Here is a 21,699-nt window from a genome sequence, read left to right on the forward strand (position 1 = left end):
CTAAGGATTATTACAAACAAGTATTCAGTCTTTTTTATCAGCACCATTATCTAGTAAGGCATATGATTCGGCCAAAAGCTATTTCATAGTGGCTTACACGCCATTGTGTCAATCTGCTATAATGACAGGAGAAGCACTAGAAAGTGCGAATAAACGCCTACTTAGCGATTATCAGAGTATGGTTTGTGGAATTGATACGATCGAAGATGAAATTTTAGAACAAATCGATCGGTTCGAAGAGGTCAAACGAGATATTAAGCAACAAATGAGCACAACGAAAACAATGCGCCCTGATTTAGAACGGCGTTATATCAATGCCTGTGAGATTATTGAGAAGCGGCAGGAAAAATTGAAGAAGTTTCATCAATATAATGTCCATTCAGCAACTATTTTTTCCGATTATGAATCATGTGAAGCAGAATTTAATGCAGGTTTGAATCAAGTAGCAAACTGCAAAGCTTGGAATCCAGCAACAGGAACGTTTGATATGACTCGTTTAAATATGAGCTGGGCGAAACCAATCAATGAACGATGGAAAGCTCGAGCAAAAGAGCTGGAAAATCGAGCAAAAGCTAAACGAGATAATTGGGAAAAACAAGTAAAAGCAGAAGGCTTAAAATTACAAGGCGAATTGGATAAACGCAAATATATGCTTGTTGATATTAATGGGACGAAAAGATGGATGTGGGTCATTGATCCAACACGTATCACGCAAGAAGATTTCCAAGTGAATGAAGCCTATGATTTGTGGATCAAAAATCAGATCGAACTTTATGGCAGAGATGCGGTTTTTGGCAAAGAAGAACCTGATTATTTAACGAGATTAGCGATTGAATTACGAGATGGGAAAAATTATGATACAGGAAAACCCTTAACGGATCTTGAAAAAGCGCAACGTTGGGCAACTATTGCAAGTATGATTGCCGCGACAGGGATTGCAGGCTATTATGCAAATAAGCCTTTGACTGCGGGGCAAGTTACGCCTAAGAGTAAGAAAGCTAGTGGACCTAAGTGTTTTGTTTCAGGAACCCTTATTTTAACAGAACAAGGACATAAACCAATTGAATCTATTCAAATAGGTGAAAAAGTTTTTGCAAAGCATGAAAACTCTAATATTCAGTCTTATGAAAAAGTTGTTCAATTATTTGTTAGTGACACTAGCAGAATTGTTCGAATTATTGTTGGTAATGAAATAATTGAAACCACTGAAGAGCATCCATTCTATTTGATAAACAAAGGATGGGTAAAGGCCAAAGAATTAGCGTGTAATGACAATTTGATTGATAGTTTAGGAAATACATTGCTAATCACCGATATTCAAATTATCTGTCTGAATAAACCTATTAAGGTATATAATTTTGAAGTAGAGAATGCTCATACTTATTTTGTTTCTAATTTGAGTATATTAGTTCATAACATATGTGATGATGCTCTAAATAAATGGCATAAGGGGACTTTTGCTGATTCGGAAGCTTCTTTGACAAAGCATTTTGAGAAGCATGGAGCAGAAGTTAAAGCTAACTCTCTTGAACAATATTTGAATAAAGCAGAAGATTTTAGTCGTAAACTAAAAGGCGCACGAACAAAAAAAATAGATTATCCTACACCTAATGTAGTAAGATATTACAAAAATGGGAAATACATTGATATTCATAAGCCGACAGGAAAAATAATATCATTTGGAAAACAATAAAAGGAGAATAAAGTTATGTGGAAAAATTTATCTTTAAAAAATGTTTCAAAAATCGAGCGATGTGTTGGTGAATATAATATATGGATGGTAGGAATTCTTCCATATGGTAAAATGAAAGTGAAAATTTATGAAGATAATTCAGGTACGTTTTCTGGTTATACAGATATTAATATAAAATTGAGGTCTGATGATAATTATCCAGAATCTGCTGTTGGTTTTGGTAAAACTCAGCAGGAAGCGTTGAGTGAAACGATAAAGAATTTTAATGAGCTGTTAGAAAGAGAATATCCAGAAGAAGAGTTTCCAGAAGGCTTATCAGGAGATTGTATTGAATATACAGAACCATCAGACTTCTAGCAACATAAAAATAAAAAAAGAGGCGCTTTACTATTTGATTGGCGTCGGATAGTAAATGTAATTGCTAAATAATTTTCATGGTAGCTTTATAAGAGGTTTAAAGTATAGAAAAGGAACTATTTTATGAATTTATCTGATCGAGTAAATCAAGTGTTAGAAGAAAGAAGAGAAATAAGTTTAAATTATGATTATGGAGTAGAAAATAGTTGGGAAAAATTGACAGCTATATTGTCAGAAAATGAAGTAAAGACAATAAATTATTTAATGGGCTGTTCAAAAGATAATGTTTATTGGATTAGTGAAGTTTTTGAAGATATATCTGAAAGACTACAGAGTAGAAAATTTATCGAATGCTTGAGGGGGTTAGACCAAAAGTTTTCTGATTTGAATTTAACATATCATATTGATGTTGCGGAAGATTATATAAAATATGATAAGCTAACATCTAATACGATTTTTGAATTATCAAAAGAAAAATTTGATATCTTAAGTAAAGAAATGAAGAATAATAATTGCTATACTGTTGAACTAGATGGTAAGCAGATACAAAGTAAAGAACAGTTTTTTCAAAGTGTGAAAGAAAAATTCGATCTTTCGGACGTTTCAGGATGGGATTCGCTTACTGACTGGATGACGGATTTAAGTTGGATTGATAATAATTGCTTTAAAATAATTATATATAACTATTCTGAGTTTTTAAGTGAGGATAAAAACACAAAGGAACTTTTTATTGAGATCTTTCAAGATGACATCTTATTATTTTGGGAAAAAGAGGTAGTAGATACTGTAGTGGATGGTAAAACAAAGAGTTTCAACGTGTACTTAATTGATTAGGAATAATAAAAAAATATTAACTCTCCTATGAGAATTATTGGATGTTAGAGTGAATATTATGAAAGTGAAAATGGTTTATCACGTTAACTAAGATAGAGCTGACCTAAAATAATAAGTGCAGTAACATAAAAGTATATTAGGCTACTGATAATTGGTAGCCTAATTTTTGTGAATTCACTCTTTTATCATAATTAATGTATGGAAAATCGAGCAAAAGCTAAACGAGATAATTGGAAAAAACTATACATTGGATAGAAATAAGAGTAAGGGTAACTGGGGCGTTAAGATTCCTAGTGGAATTAATCTTAGAACTGTTATTAAAAATGGTGGAAAAATGCCAAATCATATAGTTATCCAAAAGGGAGGGCTATCTAAAGATGGGAAACCAAACTCTTCTGCAGATATTCTTAATCCTGATGGGAGTGTTAAACAACGAAGATATTATGATGAAAAGGGTAGAGCTACAGAAGATATAGATTTCAATCACTCAGATGATGGAACTCATGAGTTTCCACATAGACACAAATGGGATTGGTCAAATCCTGAAAAGCCAAAAAGATTAAAGTGAGGATGAATAATAGATGGAATGGAAAATTTTAGAAACACAATCTGATATAGACGAATTAATGCAATCGCTAGATAATTTTCATGATAGTTGTATAAAAGATTTGAAATATACAAGTGGTACTTATGTAGATGAAGATTTTTCTATGATAATGAACACGGATCCCGTTGTAAATCTATTTATTCAAAGACAATCAGAATTTATGACAACGATTGAATTTTGTTTAGAGGGTCTTAGTCAGTTTCATATAAATAATATTTTAGATTCAACATTAGAAATATTCGAAGCTAGCTTCTTTGAAAAAGAGGGGAATTTTTATTGGTATAGTAGCGATGACATTGAGGATGAAAGTGCTACAAGTTTTATATGTAAAAAAATTAAGTGGAGAGAGCTCTAAGTCATGAGGGCAAAGAAACACTATGATGTAGACGATTACATGATAAACGTAATAGTAGAGTTTATAACATTTTCATAGTTTAAAAAAGACTTGTTACATCAGTTGAAGAATTAGTTGTTGTGGATCCTTCATTAGCAGAAGATGATACTCTTGTAATACCTAACTATGTGGACGAAGTTAGAATGGCAAGAGCTGGTATTACGAAGTATAAAGTAAACAATGTTCGTTCTGGTAGTGATTATACTGGTGGAAGCATTGCTACAAGTAGTGGTGGACCCCAGGTGTTATGTTGACTATAACCCAGACTAAATCGATTTCAACATCATTAAGTGGTTCTTTCGGAGCCTCTAATAAAGTTATTAGTGCTAGTGTGGGGTGGAACGTTACAGGTTCTACGTCTATTGCAATTTCAGGTTCATATAAAGTTCCTTCTAAAATTGGAAATAAAAAGGTGAAAAATTGTAAGTTGACAGCTCACACAGTGTATAAAACAAAGAAATTTGATGTTCATAAAATGCCTTGGAATTCAACCAAATGGTCTAAACAAGGTACAGGCACAGTGAAAAAGGCTTATGGAGTTTCTTTTAAAAAGAGCTTTACTTATAAATAGAAAGCTGAGATGATAAAATTGAAGGTTAAACTAATTAAATTTACTTTATGTGTTTTTGTATATGCAATTGCTTTTTATTTATTCTTGAAATCAGTAGATAACTATCCGATTGCTAAAGAAGATGTTTCACAGAGTTTTTATATCGCAGTATTTGTTGTGAAAAATGTATATATTCTTTTTGGCTTAGGATTCTTGATACAATTTATTAGAAATTTCAAATCGTAATAGTTAAAAGTCAAACCAAGAGGTTTGGCTTTTTTTATTTACAGAAAATCGTTTGAATTAAAAGGTATTGCAAAAAAATAGAGTGGGAATATCCCACTCTACAAACGGTTAAATTTTTTATTTTATATTATTGAGCACTGTCAACATTATCCGTATCATCTTGCGTGATAAGGAAATTGATTACTTCTGATTGATCAGGGTTAAGAAAAATCACTTGGATTTTAATGTCTGGAATAGCAACCTTAGCGGTATCCATAACTGGTTTTAGCCCTTTAACTAAAGTAGGTTTTAAGGCTTCTGCATCAATATTTGCCTCTGGTGCTTCTGCAAATACATAAGTATAAACAATAGTACTGTCTTCTCCTTCAGTGATAGAAATATCAGAATACATTCCTGCATATTGTTCTTTTAAGCTTGGAATTTGTGATTGAGCTCCTTCAATCATAAGTGAAAAGGTACTTGAATTACCAGATTTTTTTTCTGTACTCTGTTCAGTACTTTTTTCTGTGCTTTTCTTAGTACTTTCTTTAGTAGAAGATTCAGAACTTTCTACTTGACTACTAGAATCTTTGCTTGCAGAAGTATCCGCTGCTTTGCCACAACCACTAAGAACTATAGCCCCCATCACAAAACAAACGATACCCATTTTTAACTTTTTCATTTCCATTCTCCTTGTAAAACAAATTATTTTTCGTAACACCTATTAATTTTACCACATTACAAGACGTATTCACTATCTATAGTGAAATTTTTTTCTATAATTTTTAACCGCACAAAAATTGCAGAAAAAAATTACTGTAAGGTTGTTTTTGTTTCATGTGAAACATTTAGGGAGATTTTTGACAGTAAATCAAAAGTTTGGAGAGACAGGTATGGAATAAAATAACTATATAAACAGAAGCAAAGTAAGGGAGTGAGAATGGTGCGCATAATTAAAACAGTGGAAGATTTTTGGCAAGTAATCGATGAAATAAGAGTAAAAAAGGAAATAAACTGGTCAAATTTAGTTGGAGGAAAAGCACAATTAGCTGCAAGTAAACGATGGAATCCGCCTTTGACAGATATTCTTCAAATGCAAAAGAAGCTTGATGTAGATATTATCAATACACTTGTCTATGAATTAACGGAAGCAGAGCAAGAAGTGACAAAAGATCCAGAAGTACCCGAAAAAATGAAGTTGATTTACCAATGGATTCAAGCTGACAATTGGATGGAAGATGAAGAACTTCTTCAAAAAGTACAAGAAGTTGCAAGAACGATTTTATAATAAAAGGTCATCTAAAGACAAAATAATGCTGAGAAAGAGCAACCTACGCTAGTCTTTACCACTTTGTTTTTTAAACACACACGAGTGGAAGAGCTTCAGAAAATAGGCCGAGGCTTTTTTCTCAACAGTAAGTAAAAAGGAGAAAAAATGGAAAATATAGAAAAAATGATTAAATGGATGTCAGATAGGAAAGGGAAAGTAACTTACAGCATGGCTGCTCGTCTAGGACCTAACAGTTATGATTGTTCCAGTGCGGTTTATTTCGCTTTGATCAATGGTGGTTTTTTAAACACAGATAAGATGGGCAATACAGATACATTGTTCGCCCATTTGGAAAATGCTGGATGGAATCAGGTACAAGCAGATGGAGCGGGCAATTATCCAGCTAAAAGAGGAGATATTTTTATTTGGGGAAATCGAGGAGCCTCAGGAGGAGCTGCTGGCCATACAGGGATTTTCATAGATGATCAAGATAGTATCATTCACTGTAATTACGGTTATAATGGTATCACAGTTAATAATCATGATACGATTTGGGCGTTAAATGGGTGTCCTGCAATTACGATTTATCGTTATGGAAAAAATGAAAACAATCAATTCCCTCCAAGTCCAACTCCAACCAAACCCAAACCTGCACCACAAGAACAACAATCTGGTTTGATTCCAATGTCAGGTCAATTTTATCCAGATAGAGAACTAGCGGTCAGCCAAGATACCAATCCAGATGATGTGGCTAGCCCAGCACTTGACTATTATTTACCTGGTATGATGATTCACTATGATCACTATATTCATAGTAACGGTTATGTTTGGATCAGTTATATTAGTCATGGCGGTGTACGGCGTTATGTTGCAGTAGGACCAGACGACAGCCGAACGGATACGACATGGGGGCGTGGGTTCTTTAATTGATCTACCTAAAGAGAATACGTGTAGTGAGGGGCAGTTCTATATAAATTTGCAGGATCTTGTTATAATAATGAAAAAGGAATGATAGATGGAGTGACGATTAATGAAAACTAATTTTGTAGAGAGTGAATTCGCTCCGTTAAAAAGAGTGGTTTTAGCGCAATCCCAATTTTGTTTACCTGAAAAGGAGAATGAGTTAGACACAAGTTTTTTATCCGAAAAAAATTTAGATCTTTTCAGAAATAAAGTCGGTGATATAGCCGATTTATATCCAGAGATGCAACTAAAATGGGAAAATGAAAAAGAGCAAATGTCTCAATTGTTGACATCGTATGGTGTGGAAGTGATTCGACCAAGGATGTTAACAAAACACGAAAAAGAACTAGGTAAAAAGAGCGGACATGGTTATGCCAATTTTTTTTCAAGAGATCCTTTCTTTACAATCGGGCATTTTATTATTGAAGGAAATTTGAGATTTACGCATCGGCGCTTGGAAGGTTTACCCATTCGAGCTATTTTACTTGAAGAGTCTAACCATCCAGAGGCGATTTATGCAGCTGTACCACAACCAGATATTTCGCAAGGAATAGAAAGTGAGACAGGTCCCTTTTTAGAAGGTGGGGATGTTTTAGTTTACGGTAAAACAATATTTGTCGGCTACTCTGGTTTAGCCAGTAATTTAAATGGGATCAATTGGCTGAAATCATTTTTAGCGCATTGGGATTACACTATTGTACCGGTCCGTTTGCATCCTGAGATTTTACATTTGGACTGTGCGCTTAGTATGGTGAAAGAAGGCTTGATGATTTATTGTGAGGAAGCATTTTTAGATGGTTTGCCTCAAGAACTAAATGCTTGGGATAAGATCAATGTGTCCTTGAAAGAAGCATCTGTACTGATGACAAATGGTTTGCCACTCAATGAATCGGTCTATATTACGGACCAATCCTTTACAAAACTAATAGCAGATTTAGAAAAACAGGGTATGAAAGTTGAAACGTTAGACTATGAAATCTCAAGAATATTTGGAGGGTCTTTCCGATGTACCACGCAAGCATTATTAAGAACAACCAACTAGTGGAGAACTTATAGAAAACGAAAAGAAGTTCAGAGTTTCACCAAACAATTGTAATAAAGAAGCCAATTTTTCAACACAAAAAAGTCACATTTTCTGGTTATTATATATTCATACCAAACAAACAACCCTAACAAAACACTTTTTCATTTTTTAACTCCTTTACCCACTCTTCCCCAAAGAGTGGGTTATTTTTTTATCGCAAAAACTAAAATGATTCGAAATAGTTAGATAGTAAATAAAAAAGCACCAAGCCGTAATCAATACAAAGTTGAATGATCACGGTTTGGTGCTTTTTGTTAGTTAGATAGTTCGCTATTTACTTGTGGTGTTTTCCTTTTTTTCTTCTCCAGAAAAGAAGTGTTCCAGCTGCTCCAGCCATAAATGAACCCATTCCTTGGCCTAATAGAGAAGTTTCTGATCCTGTATTAGGAAGCTTTCTTTCAGAACGAGTATTTGGTAGCTTAGAGCTTGAAGGGCGTGCAACAAGCCCTGTTTTAGTAGTTGTTAAAACGCCAGTCTTTGTTTTTTCTTCAGCTTTTTTCTTAGGATCGACTAAAGCGGTAGGTGCTTGAGCTTTAGCGCTGGCTACAGGTGCTTCTAATGCAGCAGGATCTGTCGGTGCAGTAAGATCAACTGTTTTTTCCACTGTCGGCGTTGTAGGATCAATTAAATCAGGTGCTATTATCTCTGGAATATTTGGTGCTTGGACGTCAGGTATTTGTTCTAATTCTTTTGGTTTTTCTAATGGATCGGCACCAGTGACATCTTCCAAGTCATTTAATTCTATAGGTGCGCTCGGTTTCGTACTCTCTACAACTTGTTCACTGTCTAATACTATATCGGATACATCTAATGGATCACCCAGTCCATCAACTGGATCAGTAGGATTTGATGCAACATCTTGAGTTAGTGCTGGTAATGTGATTTCAACAAGTGGATCTAATGTTTTTGCTGAAACGGCAGATGGTTTAATAGTATTATTAACAGGTTTTACTACAGGTTCTACTTGTTCCGGTTTGTTAAGAGCAGGATCAGCTGGTAGTGGAGCGTCTGGCATTGCTGGTACTGTAGGGATTACCGGATCAGCTATTTTATAGATTTCTAATGGTCCTAAACTTGGTTGGATCATTGCTGGAACAAAAGGTGGAAGTGGCGTGATTATATCTTCCTCTTCTTGTCCACTTATACTCCCTCTATATGCTTGAGCGTTAGAAAATCTTATTCCTCTTAACCAAGTATAGGCGTCATCCCCACTTCTAAGAGGGAAACTGTTCAACATTTCTAGATTGTACATATGTGTTGTTTTTAATCCTGTAACCATTGCTTTTGCAGTACTTGTAATATAGTCAACATTATAATCGAAATCAACTTCTACATTACTTCCAGTTTTTGCATTAAAAGCATTTATTTCATCAGCTAATTTGACTTTTGCTTCTGCCCACTTCGCTGCTACACCTGCCAGATAATCTGAATATTGTGAAGCTTCCTCAATTTTTTCAAGTCCAATTTTTTCATAGGCTGCAATAAATAATTTCCAATCTTCTCTTGTTGTAATTGCTCTCAGATCGTCATCACTATAACCAATTGATGTAAAATCTAATGTGAAAAGGGAATTGATTGTAGGTCGCCAAATATTTTCAAAATCATTATTAGGATCACCAACATTATTGATTGACCAGCCCTTTGTGTACTCATCAAAAGCTAATTGGTAATCAGAATAGGCTTGATAGTAAGTTTGATAAGTTTCTGAATTATCTACATTATTTTGCATAGCTGTCTCTGCATCAACAATATATTGAGTCAGTTTACTTTTAAAGTCTCCAGGATTAAAAACAGACGTTAAAATGTTCGTTGGTGCTATAGAACTAGCATTATACAGGTCATTTTGAGCTTGATATTCTTCAATGACTGGCCATGAATTAGATAAGGCATCTGTTAAAGCTTGTTTAGCAGCATCGTATTTTTCTTTCCAAGCAGCTACATCAGTTGAAATGTTAGCAAGATTATCTTGAGTAATTTTATCAACTGGAAAATCGTCAATGGTCTGATTCATAGTATCGATAGCAGCATTAATATTCGCTTGAGCAAGTAGTGCCTTGTTATAGGCTGCCAGTGCGTCATCGTAAGGTTTTGCGGCTGTCTTGAAATCTTCTGATGCAAGATCAAATTTAGTCTGTAGGTTATTAAATAATATAAGTGTAGCATCATAATTTTCAGTAAGTGTTTTTAGTTTGTCTGATGCCGTTGTGTATTTAGTGTTAGCCTCAGTAAAAGCATCATTTGCTTTAGTGTAGGCTTCATCCACTTTAGTGTACTCTGATTCAAGTGTTGTAAATGAATTTTTTAACCCTAGATACTCAGCTAAAACAGCATCGTAATCGTTTTTGTGAGTAATTTGCTCAGTTTCAAGTGCTTTTAATTTTGTAGAAGCATCCGTATAAAGTAGTAGAGTTGCTTGATATTTTTTTTCAAGCTCCACATGGGAAGCCGCTAAATCAGCATATTGTTGTTTGCGAAGTTCAAATGTTTCTGTAGCATCTCTAATAGCATCTACGGCTTCAATATGAAGAATTTCAGCTGCAGAACGTTCGCCTGCTATCGTAACGAGTTGATTTTTTAAATCAAGGTAAACATCTCTTGTTTGAGTATATTGTTCTTCTAAATTTGTGTAGTTGCCTTGGGCTGTTAGCAATAATTGTCCTAAATTGTCAAAATTTGTTTGTACTTGTGAGAATTCAGTTTTTAGCGCTAATAATTCCTCTTTCAGCATTAATTGTTCTGAGAAAAGACGATCATGTTCAGCAAGGGCTTCTTGATATTTTTTGTCAGCAAGTTCATATGCTTGGTTTGCTAAGGTATATTGCTCATCAATAAGAGTAAACGCATTTGAACCACTCGTAAACTCTGCTAATGCAGTGTCATATGATTGTCTTAGTTGATCATATTGAGCTTTTACTGCATCAGATTCTGTAAGAGCTGTGGTATAAGCGGTTTTCGTTTCAGTATAGACATTCATTACTTCGTTATAACGAATATTAATCGCTTCATAGTCTTGTTCTAATTTTTTATAGTCAGCTTGTGCTTGGTCTTTTTTGATAACAAGAGCATCATATTGTTGCTTGATCGATTGATATGAAGTTGAGATTTGTTGAAACTCGTTAGATGCTGTTTCGTAAGCTGTTTGGGTTTCATTAAATTGAGTATTTAGTAAATCAGCTTGTTCTTTTACTTTTTGATAGTCTTTATTCACTTCATTATAACGATCATTATTTTCATTATACGCTGCTAATGCTGTCGCATATTCTACGGTTCCTTCTTCATATTGTGCAAGAATTTTTTCTGCAGCTGTTCGCTTTTCGTTATATGAATTTAGTTCGGTTTCATAAGCAGTAAGTTGAGTATCGTACGCTGCTTTTTGTTGATCATAGGCTGTTTTAGCCGTTTCATATGTTTTCGTTTTTTGATCATACGCTGCTTTTTCAGTTTCGTACGTTGAGCGCTCGGTATCATATTGATTTGTCAATAGGACTAATTGATCTGAGCTATCGTTGTAAGCAATTTGAGCCGCTTCATAGGCTTGTTTTATAGTATTATAATCAGTTTTGATCTTATCATATTCAGCAAGTTGGATCTCATAATTACTGATTGAAGTTGTTAATTTGGCTAAACGTTCTTCATAGCTAGTTTTTTCAGTCAAGTAGTTTTCTTTGGTATTATTATAGTTAGTAAGTAATACATTATAATCAGCCAAAGCTTTATCGTAATTGGATTTTACTGCGTCGTATTTGACCTTTTCAGCTTCAAGATCTGTTTTTAGGGTACCGAAAGCTATAGTTGCGTTATTAAATTCTAGTGCTTTAGCATCATAAGCCACTTGTTTAGTAGTATACGTATTAAGTAAATTTTCATAAGAAAGCTTTTGTGCGTTATAGTCTATCACTTGACCATCATAAGCCAGTTTAGCATTGTTATAATCAGTTTGAATTTTTTCATAGGCTAGTACAGCGGCGTTATATGCTTCAAGTTTCGTTTCATATGCAGTACGTACAGTTTCGTAAGCTACTCGTTTTGCTTCAGCATCATTGTTTAATAGTTCGTAATCACTTTTAGCGTTCAAGTAATCACTTTGCATGGTAATAAAAGTATCTTGTGAGGCTTGATAAAGAAGCCGTTCACTTTCATAATTTGCTTTAGCTTCGTTGTAAGTATCAATATGTGCTTCGTAGCTAGACTTATTTGTTTCATATGTAACTCTATGTGCTTCATACGCCTTAGTCGCTACTTCAAAATCTGATAATTGTTTTTGGTAGTCTGGTTTCAATCCATCTAAAGCTGCTTTAAGCTGATTAGCCGTTTCATACGTTTTATCAGCCTCACTTTTAAATGTATTGTATTCTGCTAATGCAGCATCATAATCTGCTTTAGTTGTCAGATATGCATCTTTAGCATCCGTATATTCCTTCAATACGCTAATATAATCTTTCTGTTTACTTGGTTGAGCTGTTTTGGATACCTGGTCTATAGTAGTGGCTAATGTCTGCAAAGGAGCACTGCCTGCTACCATTAGAAACGTGCTTGAATATAATAAAAATTTAAACGAACCTTTTTTCCATGAATCATTCATTGAACACACGAACCTTCCTTTTTTTTAAAATAATATTTTTTATATAGTAAAAATATAAAACCTTAAGCTATTTATATTTTTATTAATGTCATTATACATTATGATTACGTAAGTTATTTATCATGTTTTTCTATACAATTCTAATTTTTTGATAAACGTGGATTAAATAACGATACAAGTTAATTTTTATATTAAAATATGTTTAAAAGGAAATGAGAGGGAATGAATTGAAAAGAGAGACAAAAGGTAATTAAATTAACGTGTAAAATTTCATTAAATAAACTATCTTCTTTGAGGTTAGTTGAACATAAAAAAAAGAGCCACTTTTTTTATAACAATTTTATGCAAAAATAATCGATAAAACGAAATGTAAATAGTGGTGGATTTATATTAAACAAACAATTGTAATAAATAATCCGATTTTTCAACACAAAAAATTCATACTTTGAGGTTATTATGAATTCATACCAAACAAACAACCCTAACAAAACACTTTTTCATTTTTTAACTCCTTTTCCCGCTCTTCCCCAAAGAGCGGGTTATTTATTGTGAATCACTACGCTACGCTTCGATCTCATCAATCAATAGAAGCTAAAGCTTTAAGAATTGAAGGACTACGACTGGCTCTGTTAGAGTAGATAATACATATACAAAAGCCCCCGGAGACTGAAAGAATCAATGACATCTCTAGAGGCTTTCTTTTATTTCCTAAAATTGTCAAATAAAAAATTGGTGTTCATTTTTCGAAAGAAATAACCTTAAATCAGCTGTAAAATACAGATAGAAAATGAAGGGATCGATGAAAAATGGTAGGAAGTAAAGTAGAAGAATTTAAAGTGGCACACCAAAAAGACAAACCACTTGTTTTATTGAATATTTGGAATGAGGCAAGCGCGAATGAATTGATCAAGAACAAGATAAAGCTTATTCCAACAGGCAGTTATGCGATGTCCGATTTTTATGGCTATCAAGATGGTGAAAAAATGCCTTTTGAAGAAATTATGTACGTTGTCGAAAAAATAAATACCCCAACTAATTTTATCACTGTTGATATCGAATCAGGCTATGCGTCAAATTTGCCAGCATTAGCTTCAACTATTGAAAAAATCGTCAATAGTGGCGCAATTGGAATCAATATCGAAGATAAAAAGTCAAATACGGATAGACTATACTCTATAGAAGAACAAAGCAAGCGATTACGATGTATCAAACAAAAACTAACAGAGATCAACAGAGAACTATTTATCAATGTTAGAACGGATATGTATTTTATGGGCGATAGTGCTAAAAATAATCAAAATGAAGCACTTTTACATCAAACAATCATGCGAATCAACGCGTATGAAAAAACAGGAATCGATGGTATTTTTATACCAGGATTAAAAAACAAAGAACATATTAAAACCATTACAAAACAAACAACCTTACCAGTTAATATCATGTTAGATGTTAAAGAAGATTCAATTGCTGATTACTTGAATAGTGGTGTTTCCAGAATTAGTTTTGGCCCATCCATCTACTTGCATTATAATGATAGCGAGAAGAATGAACTAACTACATTTTACACGTCATTACTGGCTGAGTTAGCGGAATATGAAGAGCAAGAACGTATTGAATTATTTAGAATCAAGTAGAAAGGAGAATGCCCAATGATCAGCGAAAAAGAAAAAAAGCACTACTACCAAGCTTTGCTGGCAAAAGACTCAACATATGACGGTATTTTCTTTGTTGGGATCAGCTCTACTGGTGTTTTTTGCCACGCAACATGTCCTGCAAGAAAACCTAAGTATGAAAATTGTACATTCTACGAAACCGCTGAAGAAGCACTTCTATCAGGCTATCGTCCCTGCAAACGCTGTAAACCACTATCTTATCCAAGAGAAATCCCACCGTTAGTGCAGCAAATGGTGGAATTAGTCGAAGAGAATCCAGAAAAACGTTGGAAAGATCAGGATTTCGCTGAATTGGGGATTCATTCAATGACTGCTAGAAGACAATTTAAAAAAGTGTATGGTATGACATTTGTTCAATACGCACGCTCAAGAAGGATGGGGATGGCTTTGAAATCGATCAAGAATGGTGAGAAGCGTATTGATACACAGTTAGACGTGGGGTATGATTCACCCAGTGGGTTTTATGATGCCTTTTCAAAAATCATGGGTAGAAATCCAAAACAATCGAAAGAAATCAAAATTTTATCTGCAGATTGGATCGACACGATCTTAGGACCCATGATGAGTATTGCGGATGATCACTATTTATATTTATTGGAATTTGTTGACCGCCGTGGTTTGGAGAGAGAAATTGAACGATTGCGGAATCGAATGAATGTTTCGATCGTTCCAGGAAAAACTAGGATCAACGAACAAATCAAAGAAGAATTGAATTTATACTTTGAGAAGAAGCTAGATGCGTTTCAAACACCCTATCTGTGTTTAGGATCTGATTTTCAAAAGAGTGTGTGGCAAGCGTTGACAGAGATTGATCGAGGTGAAACTTCTTCGTATAAGGAATTGGCTGCTGCAATCGGTAATCCAAAAGGAATGCGAGCTGTAGGGAATGCAAATGGTGCGAATCAGTTAGCAATCATTATTCCCTGTCATCGAGTGATTCAAATAGATGGCAGTCTAGGTGGTTATGGCGGGGGGGTAGAGCGGAAGAAATGGTTATTGAAGCATGAACGGGAGTATGATTTGTAAATGTAAAAGATAGTAAAAAGAAGCCGACTCATTTGTTAAGAGTGTGGCTTCTTTTTACGCTATCGTATTATTAATTTAAACCAGTTTTTAGATGAATAGAGGAGTGTAAACACACATAACAAAACCCCAGCGGCATTTAACCAAAGTAAAGGACCCAAGATTGCTAACAGGATAGCTAATGGATACAAAATCATAATCAGCGGATTAATTGTTATTTCAACATAATCGGACTCCTTGATCACGACTTTTTTACTGCCAAAACCAAATTGTTTGACTTGAATAGTAGTAGGTTCTTTGATTGTTAGTGTGTATTCTTCATTGTGTTTCAATTTTTGAATGGTACTGTCATTAATAACGATATTAATTTTTGAGGAGCCACCTAAGACACCAGTTTTTCGCTTGATAATGCTCATTTTTTTATTCCTAACTATTAAAAATTTAATATTAAAGCCAAGAGCCGTATGTTTTTCTTTTTTTCACATAACGATGTGTTGCGATGACTAAAATCAAACCGCTAATCAACGTTGGCAAGCTATAAATCGTTAAATTGGAATGGATACTGATCTGTTGGATTGTTGAGATCGTGATAAATCCTAAAAAGAAGGTACTTATCCAAGCAAACCAAGCTTTCCGACGTTTTACGTTATTGTTTAAACTCATCAAAAGTAGGACTGCAATCGCCGCTTGAATCAATAAGACTGCTAAATAGTTCGGCCATTGAACCAATCTCCAATTATAATAAATAAAACTTGTATGTCTAGTTAGTGCAAGAAATGCTAAAACTAGCGTACTACATAATTGAACTACTCCATGAATCTTAATCATTGTTGCTAAAAAACTACCTTTTTCTACAACCACTTTTTTTTCCTACCTTTTGTTTTTATTTTTCAATGAGCGAGAATATGTTTATTCTGATCAATAGAAACGAGATGACTGTTATTTATTAAATGTATATCCCTTACTTATTTCTGTCTAATTGTAGCATAAATGGATAGAGAAGAGGAAAGGATTTTGAAAAAAATGAGTGATTGACGTAAAGAAAGAATAAAAAATGTGCAGATAAGACCTACTAGTCGATTATTGTAACAAAGGGATTATTTTCGGCGTTGCTTTTTGTGTAGCCTAAAATAAAAAAAGCGGGGCAATAATCAAGATGTTACTCTAGCTATTATCCCAACGCTAATTTTCTATGATAATCTATATTCACCAACCGCCACCGCTACTGTGATAGATTGAGGTATTGAAAGGCTGTAATGTTTGATGTCAAGCGAAATAGATTCCTGGTATCTTGGCCTTTTATCAGGTGATGCATACGATATGTTACATGATTTATGACATCAACTGGACATAAAATTGCCATAAAAATCCTATCAGAAGTGCACCACTTATTGATAATAAACTTAGATTTTGTAGTTCAAATGAGTTACTTGAAACAATTACTAAAAAAATATATACCACGAATAATACTAGTCCAAGAAGAATAGTTGGAACTAATACAAACATTCTATAGATTTTACTCTTAAAAAATCTCAGTTGTCGTTGAGCTTCTTGTCCTAAATAACTATCGCTAGTTGCTAATCTCTTGCGTATAGCTAGATTTACAGTATGAATAAAGTAGGGAAGAAATAAAAATAAGCTGAGTAATCCGTAATATTTAATACTATCATTGATTAATAATGTAACTATAAATATAAAAAAAGTTAATAGGCTTAATAATTTTTGTCTCATTTCGTTACTCCAATTGATTTAATTTTTGCTTATAGGAATCTACATAAAACCAAAATAGAATAAAAGAGAATATTATTGAAGTTAGAGCGAGAATTATACAAATGACTTGTAAAGCAAAGCTGTTTTTTATAGCTGAAAAATAATATGGAGTTAGTATCTCTTTTGCTTCTATATTTTGTATGAAAATGATCACTATCGAAAGAACTGTAAAAACAGTAGTGAATAATTTTCCGAGTTTAAAAGAAAGTACTTCTTTATTAAATACTTTTTTAATTATAACAATATGCTTGTTACTATCTGTTATTTTTTTTGAAAAGATATTAAAATGACCCTTCATAACCGCAAAAAATACTATATCAAAAAACAGAATAACTATCATAAAAATAGAAAAAAAACCAAAGTACGGATCAATGTACATACAGATACCTGATAAAATAGTGAATAACCACCACTTATTTTTTAATTTATTTATCATGAGTTATAACCCCCAGCCAAAATCTAAACTTGGAATAGGTACTACTTTAGAATTAACTTTGGCTCCAAGTCGCTTAATAAATATTTTTCGGAATCTATCTCCATGTTGTTTACTTTCTAATGAAATCAAAACAAAACTATATTCAGAATTCTCACTTAAATTGATTGTCCAATTAAATTTCATGGTTTTCCGCACCTTTCTTTTTTCATATGAATGATTATTACCATTAGACCTTTATTATTTTCGTTTTTTTTCTGAAGAGAAGAAAAAAACGGAAATAAGAGTAAGGAAAAAAATGCTAGAAAATATTTTTAGGTTAAATTTTTTCATCGTATTCTCCTTTATTTTAAGTATTCTGAAGCATTTGTTTCGGGAAAAATTATGGTATTAACGAAGCAAGTATTGTCATAGCAGCAGCTCCTAATTTACCATTGATATCAAGCAAGTTCCAAATTCAAGAAAACTTTACTAATATATTATCCCAATCATCTTCTGTGTTGATGTTTTCTAAATTAATTTCTAAGTCTTTGAAATACCAGATATAAAACATATTTCCTTTGTACTCATAATCAAAAACTTTATCTACTTTTTTTCCATTTACGTGGAGCATTTTTACTTCTGGGTTAATACTCACCCCGTAAGAAGGCTGACGCGTAAGCTTTTTGTTTTCATTTCCTACAACATTTATTTTGATTATTTGTTCAAGACCAAAGTCTTTTTCCATCTTTTTCTGTGCGTTATAGTCAAAATAGTTGTCAGATTTTGTTTCAAATAATAATTTTTTCTGATTTTTATCTTTGTATGATTGAAAAACAAAGTCATTCTTTATTCTATAGAATGCATCCATACTGTCACTATATTCAATTTTTGCGATACTATTTGAAAGTTTAACAGGATATTTTGTTACAACAGTATCATCAACACTTTTTTTTGTTACGTTAGTAAAAATAAAATATCCAGTCAAAAAAATACATAGTAGAATAAAATATTTTATTAGGTCGTGAAAATAAAATTTTTTCATTTTTTCTCATCACTCTCCACAACTTCTTTAAAAAAACATGTTCCACCATATTTTACTATAAAATTTCTGCATTTTTTGTGATATTCAAGATCGTTATTAGATGCTAAATACGCAACATATGCAACGTTTACTTTGGATATATTAGAAGAGGCACTCATTTTTCTATGTCCCATGTATAATTTATAATCTAAATCTCCTTCTAAACACTCAATATAGGCTTGATTTGATTCTTTTAACGTTAAAATTTTACATGAAATACTTTTTCTTTTATAATTTAAATTTCTAAGTTCATTTTTTATTTGTTGCAATCCATTCATATCTTGTAAATAAAAGCTAAGGTTATTTTTAACGATATAGTAATTAACAAAGTCTGAAATAGAATATATTTTATTTGGATTTATTGAGGATAGCTTTTTGGATGCTTTCTCAAATTCACCTGTTAATAATAATGCGTTGATGTATTCGATTTGGATGGAAACTCTTTTCCGTTTATCAAATTTCATCTTTGTTAAATAATATAGCCAAAGTACTGCATCACAGTCATTTAGTAAAATAGCATTTAAGCTAAAATATTGTTTATACTCTTCTATGGAAGAATAGGTAATGTAGTTCTTTTTCTTTAAAAAGAAAAAAAGGATAATCATTAACAATAGTGCATACCCATTTATAATTCCTTTTCTAAAAAAGGGCATAATAGTTAGAAAAAGTAACATTATTAATGGCAGGTGTAGTAACAGCCGTTTCTGTTGCTCTTTTTTGTATGTTTTCAATTTTTCCTCATAGATTGGTTCTAATTTAAACATGTTACCTCCTCTGCTGATACTTCTTCTCCATTTAAGAAAACAATCAGAGCTAATAATGCCGCTGATCCAGCAGTAGCCAAGCCTCCTGCTTCTACTTATCCCTGAGAATGAACTTCTTTTAAAATGATATTTAATTCTTTAGTTGACTCAATTTCAATTCCCTATAGTTATGTGTTACAGTTTCAGAGGTACTAGTAATAGGTTTTGGTAATGGCTGAAGCGTTTTTTCTTCATTTTTTTTATTTCCTCATCTTTGTTGTAATTGAACAGTTAAGATTTGACAGATCTTCTGGAAAAGCGTCTTTAAAAGGAGCATGAGAGCTGTCAGAACAGGAACAATTGCAAAATCAACAACAGCACCTATGCTTGTAAAGTCATCTGCAACCAAAAAGGCTAATAGTAAGGCAAGAGCACCTGCTTTTATTTTTAAATCTATCCATTCTTTAGTATTTTAAATAAGTTTTTTCAAAATTAATCATCTTTATTGGTATATCTACTATATTTTTGATAGTCTTCAAAGGAATGGATTTCGTGTTCTTGACCGTCATTACTATTGTTTCTGTCTAGTACTAATCCATCATAGGGATTTTTTCTACTTAGATACTTTGATCATTCAATTTTCATTGCCTAGCTTCTCTCCATTTATTTCTAGGTCTTTAATTTCAAATGTAATATCAGAACCAGTATTTTCTTTTAGTTTATCAAGATACTCTATAGGAGCACTGGCAGAAATAGTTCTAGGTGAAACTCCATTTATGGGAAGATTGGGAAAATCATCACCTTCAAAATGGACATTTATAAATTCACTTTCTTTAATGTTCTTAAACTTAGGTTTTACTAACATTTTTATGCTATTGATATTATCTTTTGAGGAGTTAATAAAGAATACACCCAATGTGTAACGTTCTTCCTCAGGTGAGTAGTGCATAGAATAAGTTAATATATTAATTTTTTTATTTGGATCAATTCTAGCTTCAGCTTTCAATAATGCTTTTTCAAAAAAGTCATTTTCTATAAAAGTAGCAATATCTTGTTCAGATTTCTTGTTATTTTCAGACAATAATACTATATATTTTCCTACTTTAAATCCATTGTTTACTGCATCATTTTGTTGTTCAGTTAAAGTATTTTCAATATTTTGAATACTATATGTAGTAACAGTACTCAAATCAGTTTTTTGACAAGATGCGAGCAAAATTGTTAGTAAAAATAATAGAATACAATCAATTTTCCTATTTTTAAGCATTCGTTTCTCCTTTTTATAAGCCACTATCAAGATCTATAAGTTTCTTGTATTAAAAGTAAATCGTATGATCCTCAATCTGTTGGTCATCCTTCTCAGGCTGATAATCCGCTCCACTCCATGCGCTTTGGAACAATTCATAAATCTCATTATTCCCAACTTGTAAGTAGGCACGACCAGCTTGGGTGATTTCTGCCGCACCTGGCGTTTTCAACATTTCCATCGAATCGGCTTTATCTGCCACTTTCAACGCAAGTTTGAATTTCGAGTTACTCCAGATTTGGTCATTGACCACACCACTTGGTTTTTGCGTCGCAAGAATCAAGTGAATCCCCAATGAACGCCCAATATGAGCAGTAGAAACCAGTTCCTTCATAAACTCAGGCTGTTCTGATTTCAATTCCGCAAACTCATCTGAAATTAAGAAGAGGTGAGGCATCGGCTCTTCTACATCGCCATTTTTATATAATTTTTGATACTGATTGATATGATTCACGTTATTCTCCGAGAAAAGGCGCTGACGGCGTTTTAGCTCGGCATTGATGGAAATCAAGGCCCGCATACTTTGAGCGCCATCTAGGTTGGCAATACTCCCTAATAAGTGAGGGAGATTACGGAACAAGTTCGCCATCCCTCCACCTTTGTAGTCAATTAGTAGGAAAGCCACATCATACGGATGGAAATTCACGGCTAAACTCAAAATATAACTCTGTACGATCTCCGATTTACCAGAATCCGTTGTTCCAGCGACTAAACCATGCGGTCCGTTGATTTATCGATGAATGAAGCTATGTATTTCAATCTTTTATATTAAGGATAACATAAAGATAGAATAAAATTTTGATTTAAAAAGAAAAAGTCAAAAATTACCTAAAATAGTAATTTTTGACTTTGAAAGGTGAGGAGTGCTTATATTTTTTCTTTTTTGAAAAGTTGATAAAAGTCATTATGGAAATTAGTTGCCTTAATGGATTACCTAGACTCTGTAACAATAAGGGCTCTTATTCGTTCTTTGTCAACAAGTATAAATACTGTTCTTTATCTTCATTCACTTTACGCTCTAATAGATTGTTACAGGGCGTCGTTAAATCCAAAACATACCTAATTTGTTTCAATAGTTCTTTTTATTTTGTTATTGCCTAGAAATATTTTCGAAGCAATACAAAACCAA

At 33.1% G+C, this 21,699-nt stretch carries 21 protein-coding genes and 1 pseudogene; 12 read left to right on the forward strand and 10 right to left on the reverse strand.

Features of this window, described 5'->3' with window-relative positions; translation table 11 throughout:
* Window positions 1–121: 121 nt before the first annotated feature.
* From I586_RS16985 to I586_RS13205, 7 genes are all read left to right on the forward strand, one after another.
* Complete coding sequence (locus I586_RS16985; protein WP_010766639.1) at window positions 122–1,693, forward strand: polymorphic toxin-type HINT domain-containing protein; 1,572 nt, start codon at window positions 122–124, stop codon at window positions 1,691–1,693.
* Window positions 1,694–1,708: 15 nt separating this feature from the next.
* Entirely contained in the window at window positions 1,709–2,050 is a 342-nt protein-coding gene (locus tag I586_RS13185) for a hypothetical protein (protein WP_010766640.1), read from the forward strand.
* Between the two features lie 123 nt (window positions 2,051–2,173).
* Complete coding sequence (locus I586_RS17490; RefSeq protein ID WP_010766641.1) at window positions 2,174–2,884, forward strand: barstar family protein; 711 nt, start codon at window positions 2,174–2,176, stop codon at window positions 2,882–2,884.
* A 247-nt stretch (window positions 2,885–3,131) separates the two neighbouring features.
* Complete coding sequence (locus tag I586_RS13195) at window positions 3,132–3,452, forward strand: hypothetical protein (RefSeq protein WP_010766642.1); 321 nt, start codon at window positions 3,132–3,134, stop codon at window positions 3,450–3,452.
* Between the two features lie 13 nt (window positions 3,453–3,465).
* The gene (locus I586_RS13200) at window positions 3,466–3,846 is read left to right on the forward strand and encodes a hypothetical protein (protein WP_010766643.1); all 381 of its coding nucleotides are present in this window, start codon (window positions 3,466–3,468) and stop codon (window positions 3,844–3,846) included.
* Between the two features lie 119 nt (window positions 3,847–3,965).
* A complete protein-coding gene (locus I586_RS17280) occupies window positions 3,966–4,139 on the forward strand; it encodes a hypothetical protein (RefSeq protein ID WP_155854791.1) in 174 nt (57 codons plus the stop codon).
* Window positions 4,133–4,456: a hypothetical protein gene (locus tag I586_RS13205; RefSeq protein ID WP_010766644.1), complete on the forward strand. Its 324-nt coding sequence runs from the start codon at window positions 4,133–4,135 to the stop codon at window positions 4,454–4,456. The genes I586_RS17280 and I586_RS13205 overlap by 7 nt, the downstream gene beginning before the upstream one ends.
* Window positions 4,457–4,808: 352 nt before the next feature.
* Here I586_RS13205 and I586_RS13215 read toward each other — a convergent pair whose 3' ends face one another.
* Window positions 4,809–5,342 carry a hypothetical protein gene (locus I586_RS13215; RefSeq protein ID WP_010766645.1) on the reverse strand — a complete coding sequence of 178 codons (534 nt, stop codon included), beginning with the start codon at window positions 5,340–5,342 and terminating at the stop codon, window positions 4,809–4,811.
* Window positions 5,343–5,600: 258 nt separating this feature from the next.
* On the opposite strand from I586_RS13215, the gene I586_RS13220 reads away from it, so the two are divergent.
* The 3 genes from I586_RS13220 to I586_RS13230 all read left to right on the forward strand — a co-directional run bounded on the left by I586_RS13220 (window position 5,601) and on the right by I586_RS13230 (window position 7,935).
* Complete coding sequence (locus tag I586_RS13220; RefSeq protein WP_010766646.1) at window positions 5,601–5,948, forward strand: hypothetical protein; 348 nt, start codon at window positions 5,601–5,603, stop codon at window positions 5,946–5,948.
* 147 nt (window positions 5,949–6,095) lie between these two features.
* Window positions 6,096–6,860, forward strand: coding sequence for a peptidoglycan amidohydrolase family protein (locus I586_RS13225; protein ID WP_010766647.1), 765 nt, complete (start codon window positions 6,096–6,098; stop codon window positions 6,858–6,860).
* A 100-nt stretch (window positions 6,861–6,960) separates the two neighbouring features.
* Complete coding sequence (locus tag I586_RS13230; RefSeq protein ID WP_010766648.1) at window positions 6,961–7,935, forward strand: dimethylarginine dimethylaminohydrolase family protein; 975 nt, start codon at window positions 6,961–6,963, stop codon at window positions 7,933–7,935.
* Window positions 7,936–8,251: 316 nt separating this feature from the next.
* Here I586_RS13230 and I586_RS13235 read toward each other — a convergent pair whose 3' ends face one another.
* Window positions 8,252–12,559 carry an LPXTG cell wall anchor domain-containing protein gene (locus tag I586_RS13235; RefSeq protein ID WP_034702470.1) on the reverse strand — a complete coding sequence of 1,436 codons (4,308 nt, stop codon included), beginning with the start codon at window positions 12,557–12,559 and terminating at the stop codon, window positions 8,252–8,254.
* An 806-nt stretch (window positions 12,560–13,365) separates the two neighbouring features.
* Between I586_RS13235 and I586_RS13240 the strand changes: the two genes are divergently transcribed.
* Together I586_RS13240 and I586_RS13245 are read left to right on the forward strand one after the other, a co-directional pair.
* A complete protein-coding gene (locus I586_RS13240; RefSeq protein ID WP_010766650.1) occupies window positions 13,366–14,193 on the forward strand; it encodes an isocitrate lyase/PEP mutase family protein in 828 nt (275 codons plus the stop codon).
* Window positions 14,194–14,208: 15 nt separating this feature from the next.
* Entirely contained in the window at window positions 14,209–15,258 is a 1,050-nt protein-coding gene (locus I586_RS13245) for a bifunctional transcriptional activator/DNA repair enzyme AdaA (RefSeq protein ID WP_010766651.1), read from the forward strand.
* Between the two features lie 59 nt (window positions 15,259–15,317).
* On the opposite strand, the gene I586_RS13250 is transcribed toward I586_RS13245, so the two are convergent.
* From I586_RS13250 to I586_RS13290, 8 genes and pseudogenes are all read right to left on the reverse strand, one after another.
* The gene (locus tag I586_RS13250) at window positions 15,318–15,671 is read right to left on the reverse strand and encodes a hypothetical protein (RefSeq protein WP_010766652.1); all 354 of its coding nucleotides are present in this window, start codon (window positions 15,669–15,671) and stop codon (window positions 15,318–15,320) included.
* Window positions 15,672–15,702: 31 nt separating this feature from the next.
* Window positions 15,703–16,116: a hypothetical protein gene (locus tag I586_RS13255; protein ID WP_010766653.1), complete on the reverse strand. Its 414-nt coding sequence runs from the start codon at window positions 16,114–16,116 to the stop codon at window positions 15,703–15,705.
* Between the two features lie 874 nt (window positions 16,117–16,990).
* Entirely contained in the window at window positions 16,991–17,461 is a 471-nt protein-coding gene (locus tag I586_RS13265) for a hypothetical protein (RefSeq protein WP_010766655.1), read from the reverse strand.
* Window positions 17,462–17,464: 3 nt separating this feature from the next.
* Window positions 17,465–17,644, reverse strand: a complete 180-nt coding sequence (locus tag I586_RS13270; protein WP_010766656.1) for a hypothetical protein — start codon at window positions 17,642–17,644, stop codon at window positions 17,465–17,467.
* 271 nt (window positions 17,645–17,915) lie between these two features.
* The gene (locus I586_RS13275) at window positions 17,916–18,482 is read right to left on the reverse strand and encodes a hypothetical protein (protein WP_010766657.1); all 567 of its coding nucleotides are present in this window, start codon (window positions 18,480–18,482) and stop codon (window positions 17,916–17,918) included.
* Entirely contained in the window at window positions 18,479–19,285 is an 807-nt protein-coding gene (locus I586_RS13280) for a hypothetical protein (RefSeq protein WP_010766658.1), read from the reverse strand. Before I586_RS13280 ends, I586_RS13275 begins: the two co-directional genes overlap by 4 nt.
* Window positions 19,286–19,898: 613 nt before the next feature.
* Window positions 19,899–20,531 carry a hypothetical protein gene (locus tag I586_RS13285; RefSeq protein WP_010766659.1) on the reverse strand — a complete coding sequence of 211 codons (633 nt, stop codon included), beginning with the start codon at window positions 20,529–20,531 and terminating at the stop codon, window positions 19,899–19,901.
* 55 nt (window positions 20,532–20,586) lie between these two features.
* Window positions 20,587–21,297 (reverse strand): annotated as a pseudogene (locus tag I586_RS13290) (FtsK/SpoIIIE domain-containing protein); the annotation flags it as partial.
* Window positions 21,298–21,699 lie beyond the last annotated feature (402 nt).

Source organism: Enterococcus moraviensis ATCC BAA-383 (genome assembly GCF_000407445.1).
Classification (GTDB): domain Bacteria; phylum Bacillota; class Bacilli; order Lactobacillales; family Enterococcaceae; genus Enterococcus_L; species Enterococcus_L moraviensis.

What these genes read in the sequence shown, in the direction of transcription:
- I586_RS16985 (WP_010766639.1), top strand. Translation starts at nt 122, where the DNA reads ATGACAGGAGAAGCACTAGAAAGTGCGAATAAACGCCTACTTAGCGAT.
- I586_RS13185 (WP_010766640.1), top strand. Translation starts at nt 1,709, where the DNA reads ATGTGGAAAAATTTATCTTTAAAAAATGTTTCAAAAATCGAGCGATGT.
- I586_RS17490 (WP_010766641.1), top strand. Translation starts at nt 2,174, where the DNA reads ATGAATTTATCTGATCGAGTAAATCAAGTGTTAGAAGAAAGAAGAGAA.
- I586_RS13200 (WP_010766643.1), top strand. Translation starts at nt 3,466, where the DNA reads ATGGAATGGAAAATTTTAGAAACACAATCTGATATAGACGAATTAATG.
- I586_RS13205 (WP_010766644.1), top strand. Translation starts at nt 4,133, where the DNA reads ATGTTGACTATAACCCAGACTAAATCGATTTCAACATCATTAAGTGGT.
- I586_RS13215 (WP_010766645.1), bottom strand. Translation starts at nt 5,342, where the DNA reads ATGAAAAAGTTAAAAATGGGTATCGTTTGTTTTGTGATGGGGGCTATA.
- I586_RS13220 (WP_010766646.1), top strand. Translation starts at nt 5,601, where the DNA reads ATGGTGCGCATAATTAAAACAGTGGAAGATTTTTGGCAAGTAATCGAT.
- I586_RS13225 (WP_010766647.1), top strand. Translation starts at nt 6,096, where the DNA reads ATGGAAAATATAGAAAAAATGATTAAATGGATGTCAGATAGGAAAGGG.
- I586_RS13230 (WP_010766648.1), top strand. Translation starts at nt 6,961, where the DNA reads ATGAAAACTAATTTTGTAGAGAGTGAATTCGCTCCGTTAAAAAGAGTG.
- I586_RS13235 (WP_034702470.1), bottom strand. Translation starts at nt 12,559, where the DNA reads ATGAATGATTCATGGAAAAAAGGTTCGTTTAAATTTTTATTATATTCA.
- I586_RS13240 (WP_010766650.1), top strand. Translation starts at nt 13,366, where the DNA reads ATGGTAGGAAGTAAAGTAGAAGAATTTAAAGTGGCACACCAAAAAGAC.
- I586_RS13245 (WP_010766651.1), top strand. Translation starts at nt 14,209, where the DNA reads ATGATCAGCGAAAAAGAAAAAAAGCACTACTACCAAGCTTTGCTGGCA.
- I586_RS13250 (WP_010766652.1), bottom strand. Translation starts at nt 15,671, where the DNA reads ATGAGCATTATCAAGCGAAAAACTGGTGTCTTAGGTGGCTCCTCAAAA.
- I586_RS13265 (WP_010766655.1), bottom strand. Translation starts at nt 17,461, where the DNA reads ATGATAAATAAATTAAAAAATAAGTGGTGGTTATTCACTATTTTATCA.
- I586_RS13270 (WP_010766656.1), bottom strand. Translation starts at nt 17,644, where the DNA reads ATGAAATTTAATTGGACAATCAATTTAAGTGAGAATTCTGAATATAGT.
- I586_RS13275 (WP_010766657.1), bottom strand. Translation starts at nt 18,482, where the DNA reads ATGAAAAAATTTTATTTTCACGACCTAATAAAATATTTTATTCTACTA.
- I586_RS13280 (WP_010766658.1), bottom strand. Translation starts at nt 19,285, where the DNA reads ATGTTTAAATTAGAACCAATCTATGAGGAAAAATTGAAAACATACAAA.
- I586_RS13285 (WP_010766659.1), bottom strand. Translation starts at nt 20,531, where the DNA reads ATGCTTAAAAATAGGAAAATTGATTGTATTCTATTATTTTTACTAACA.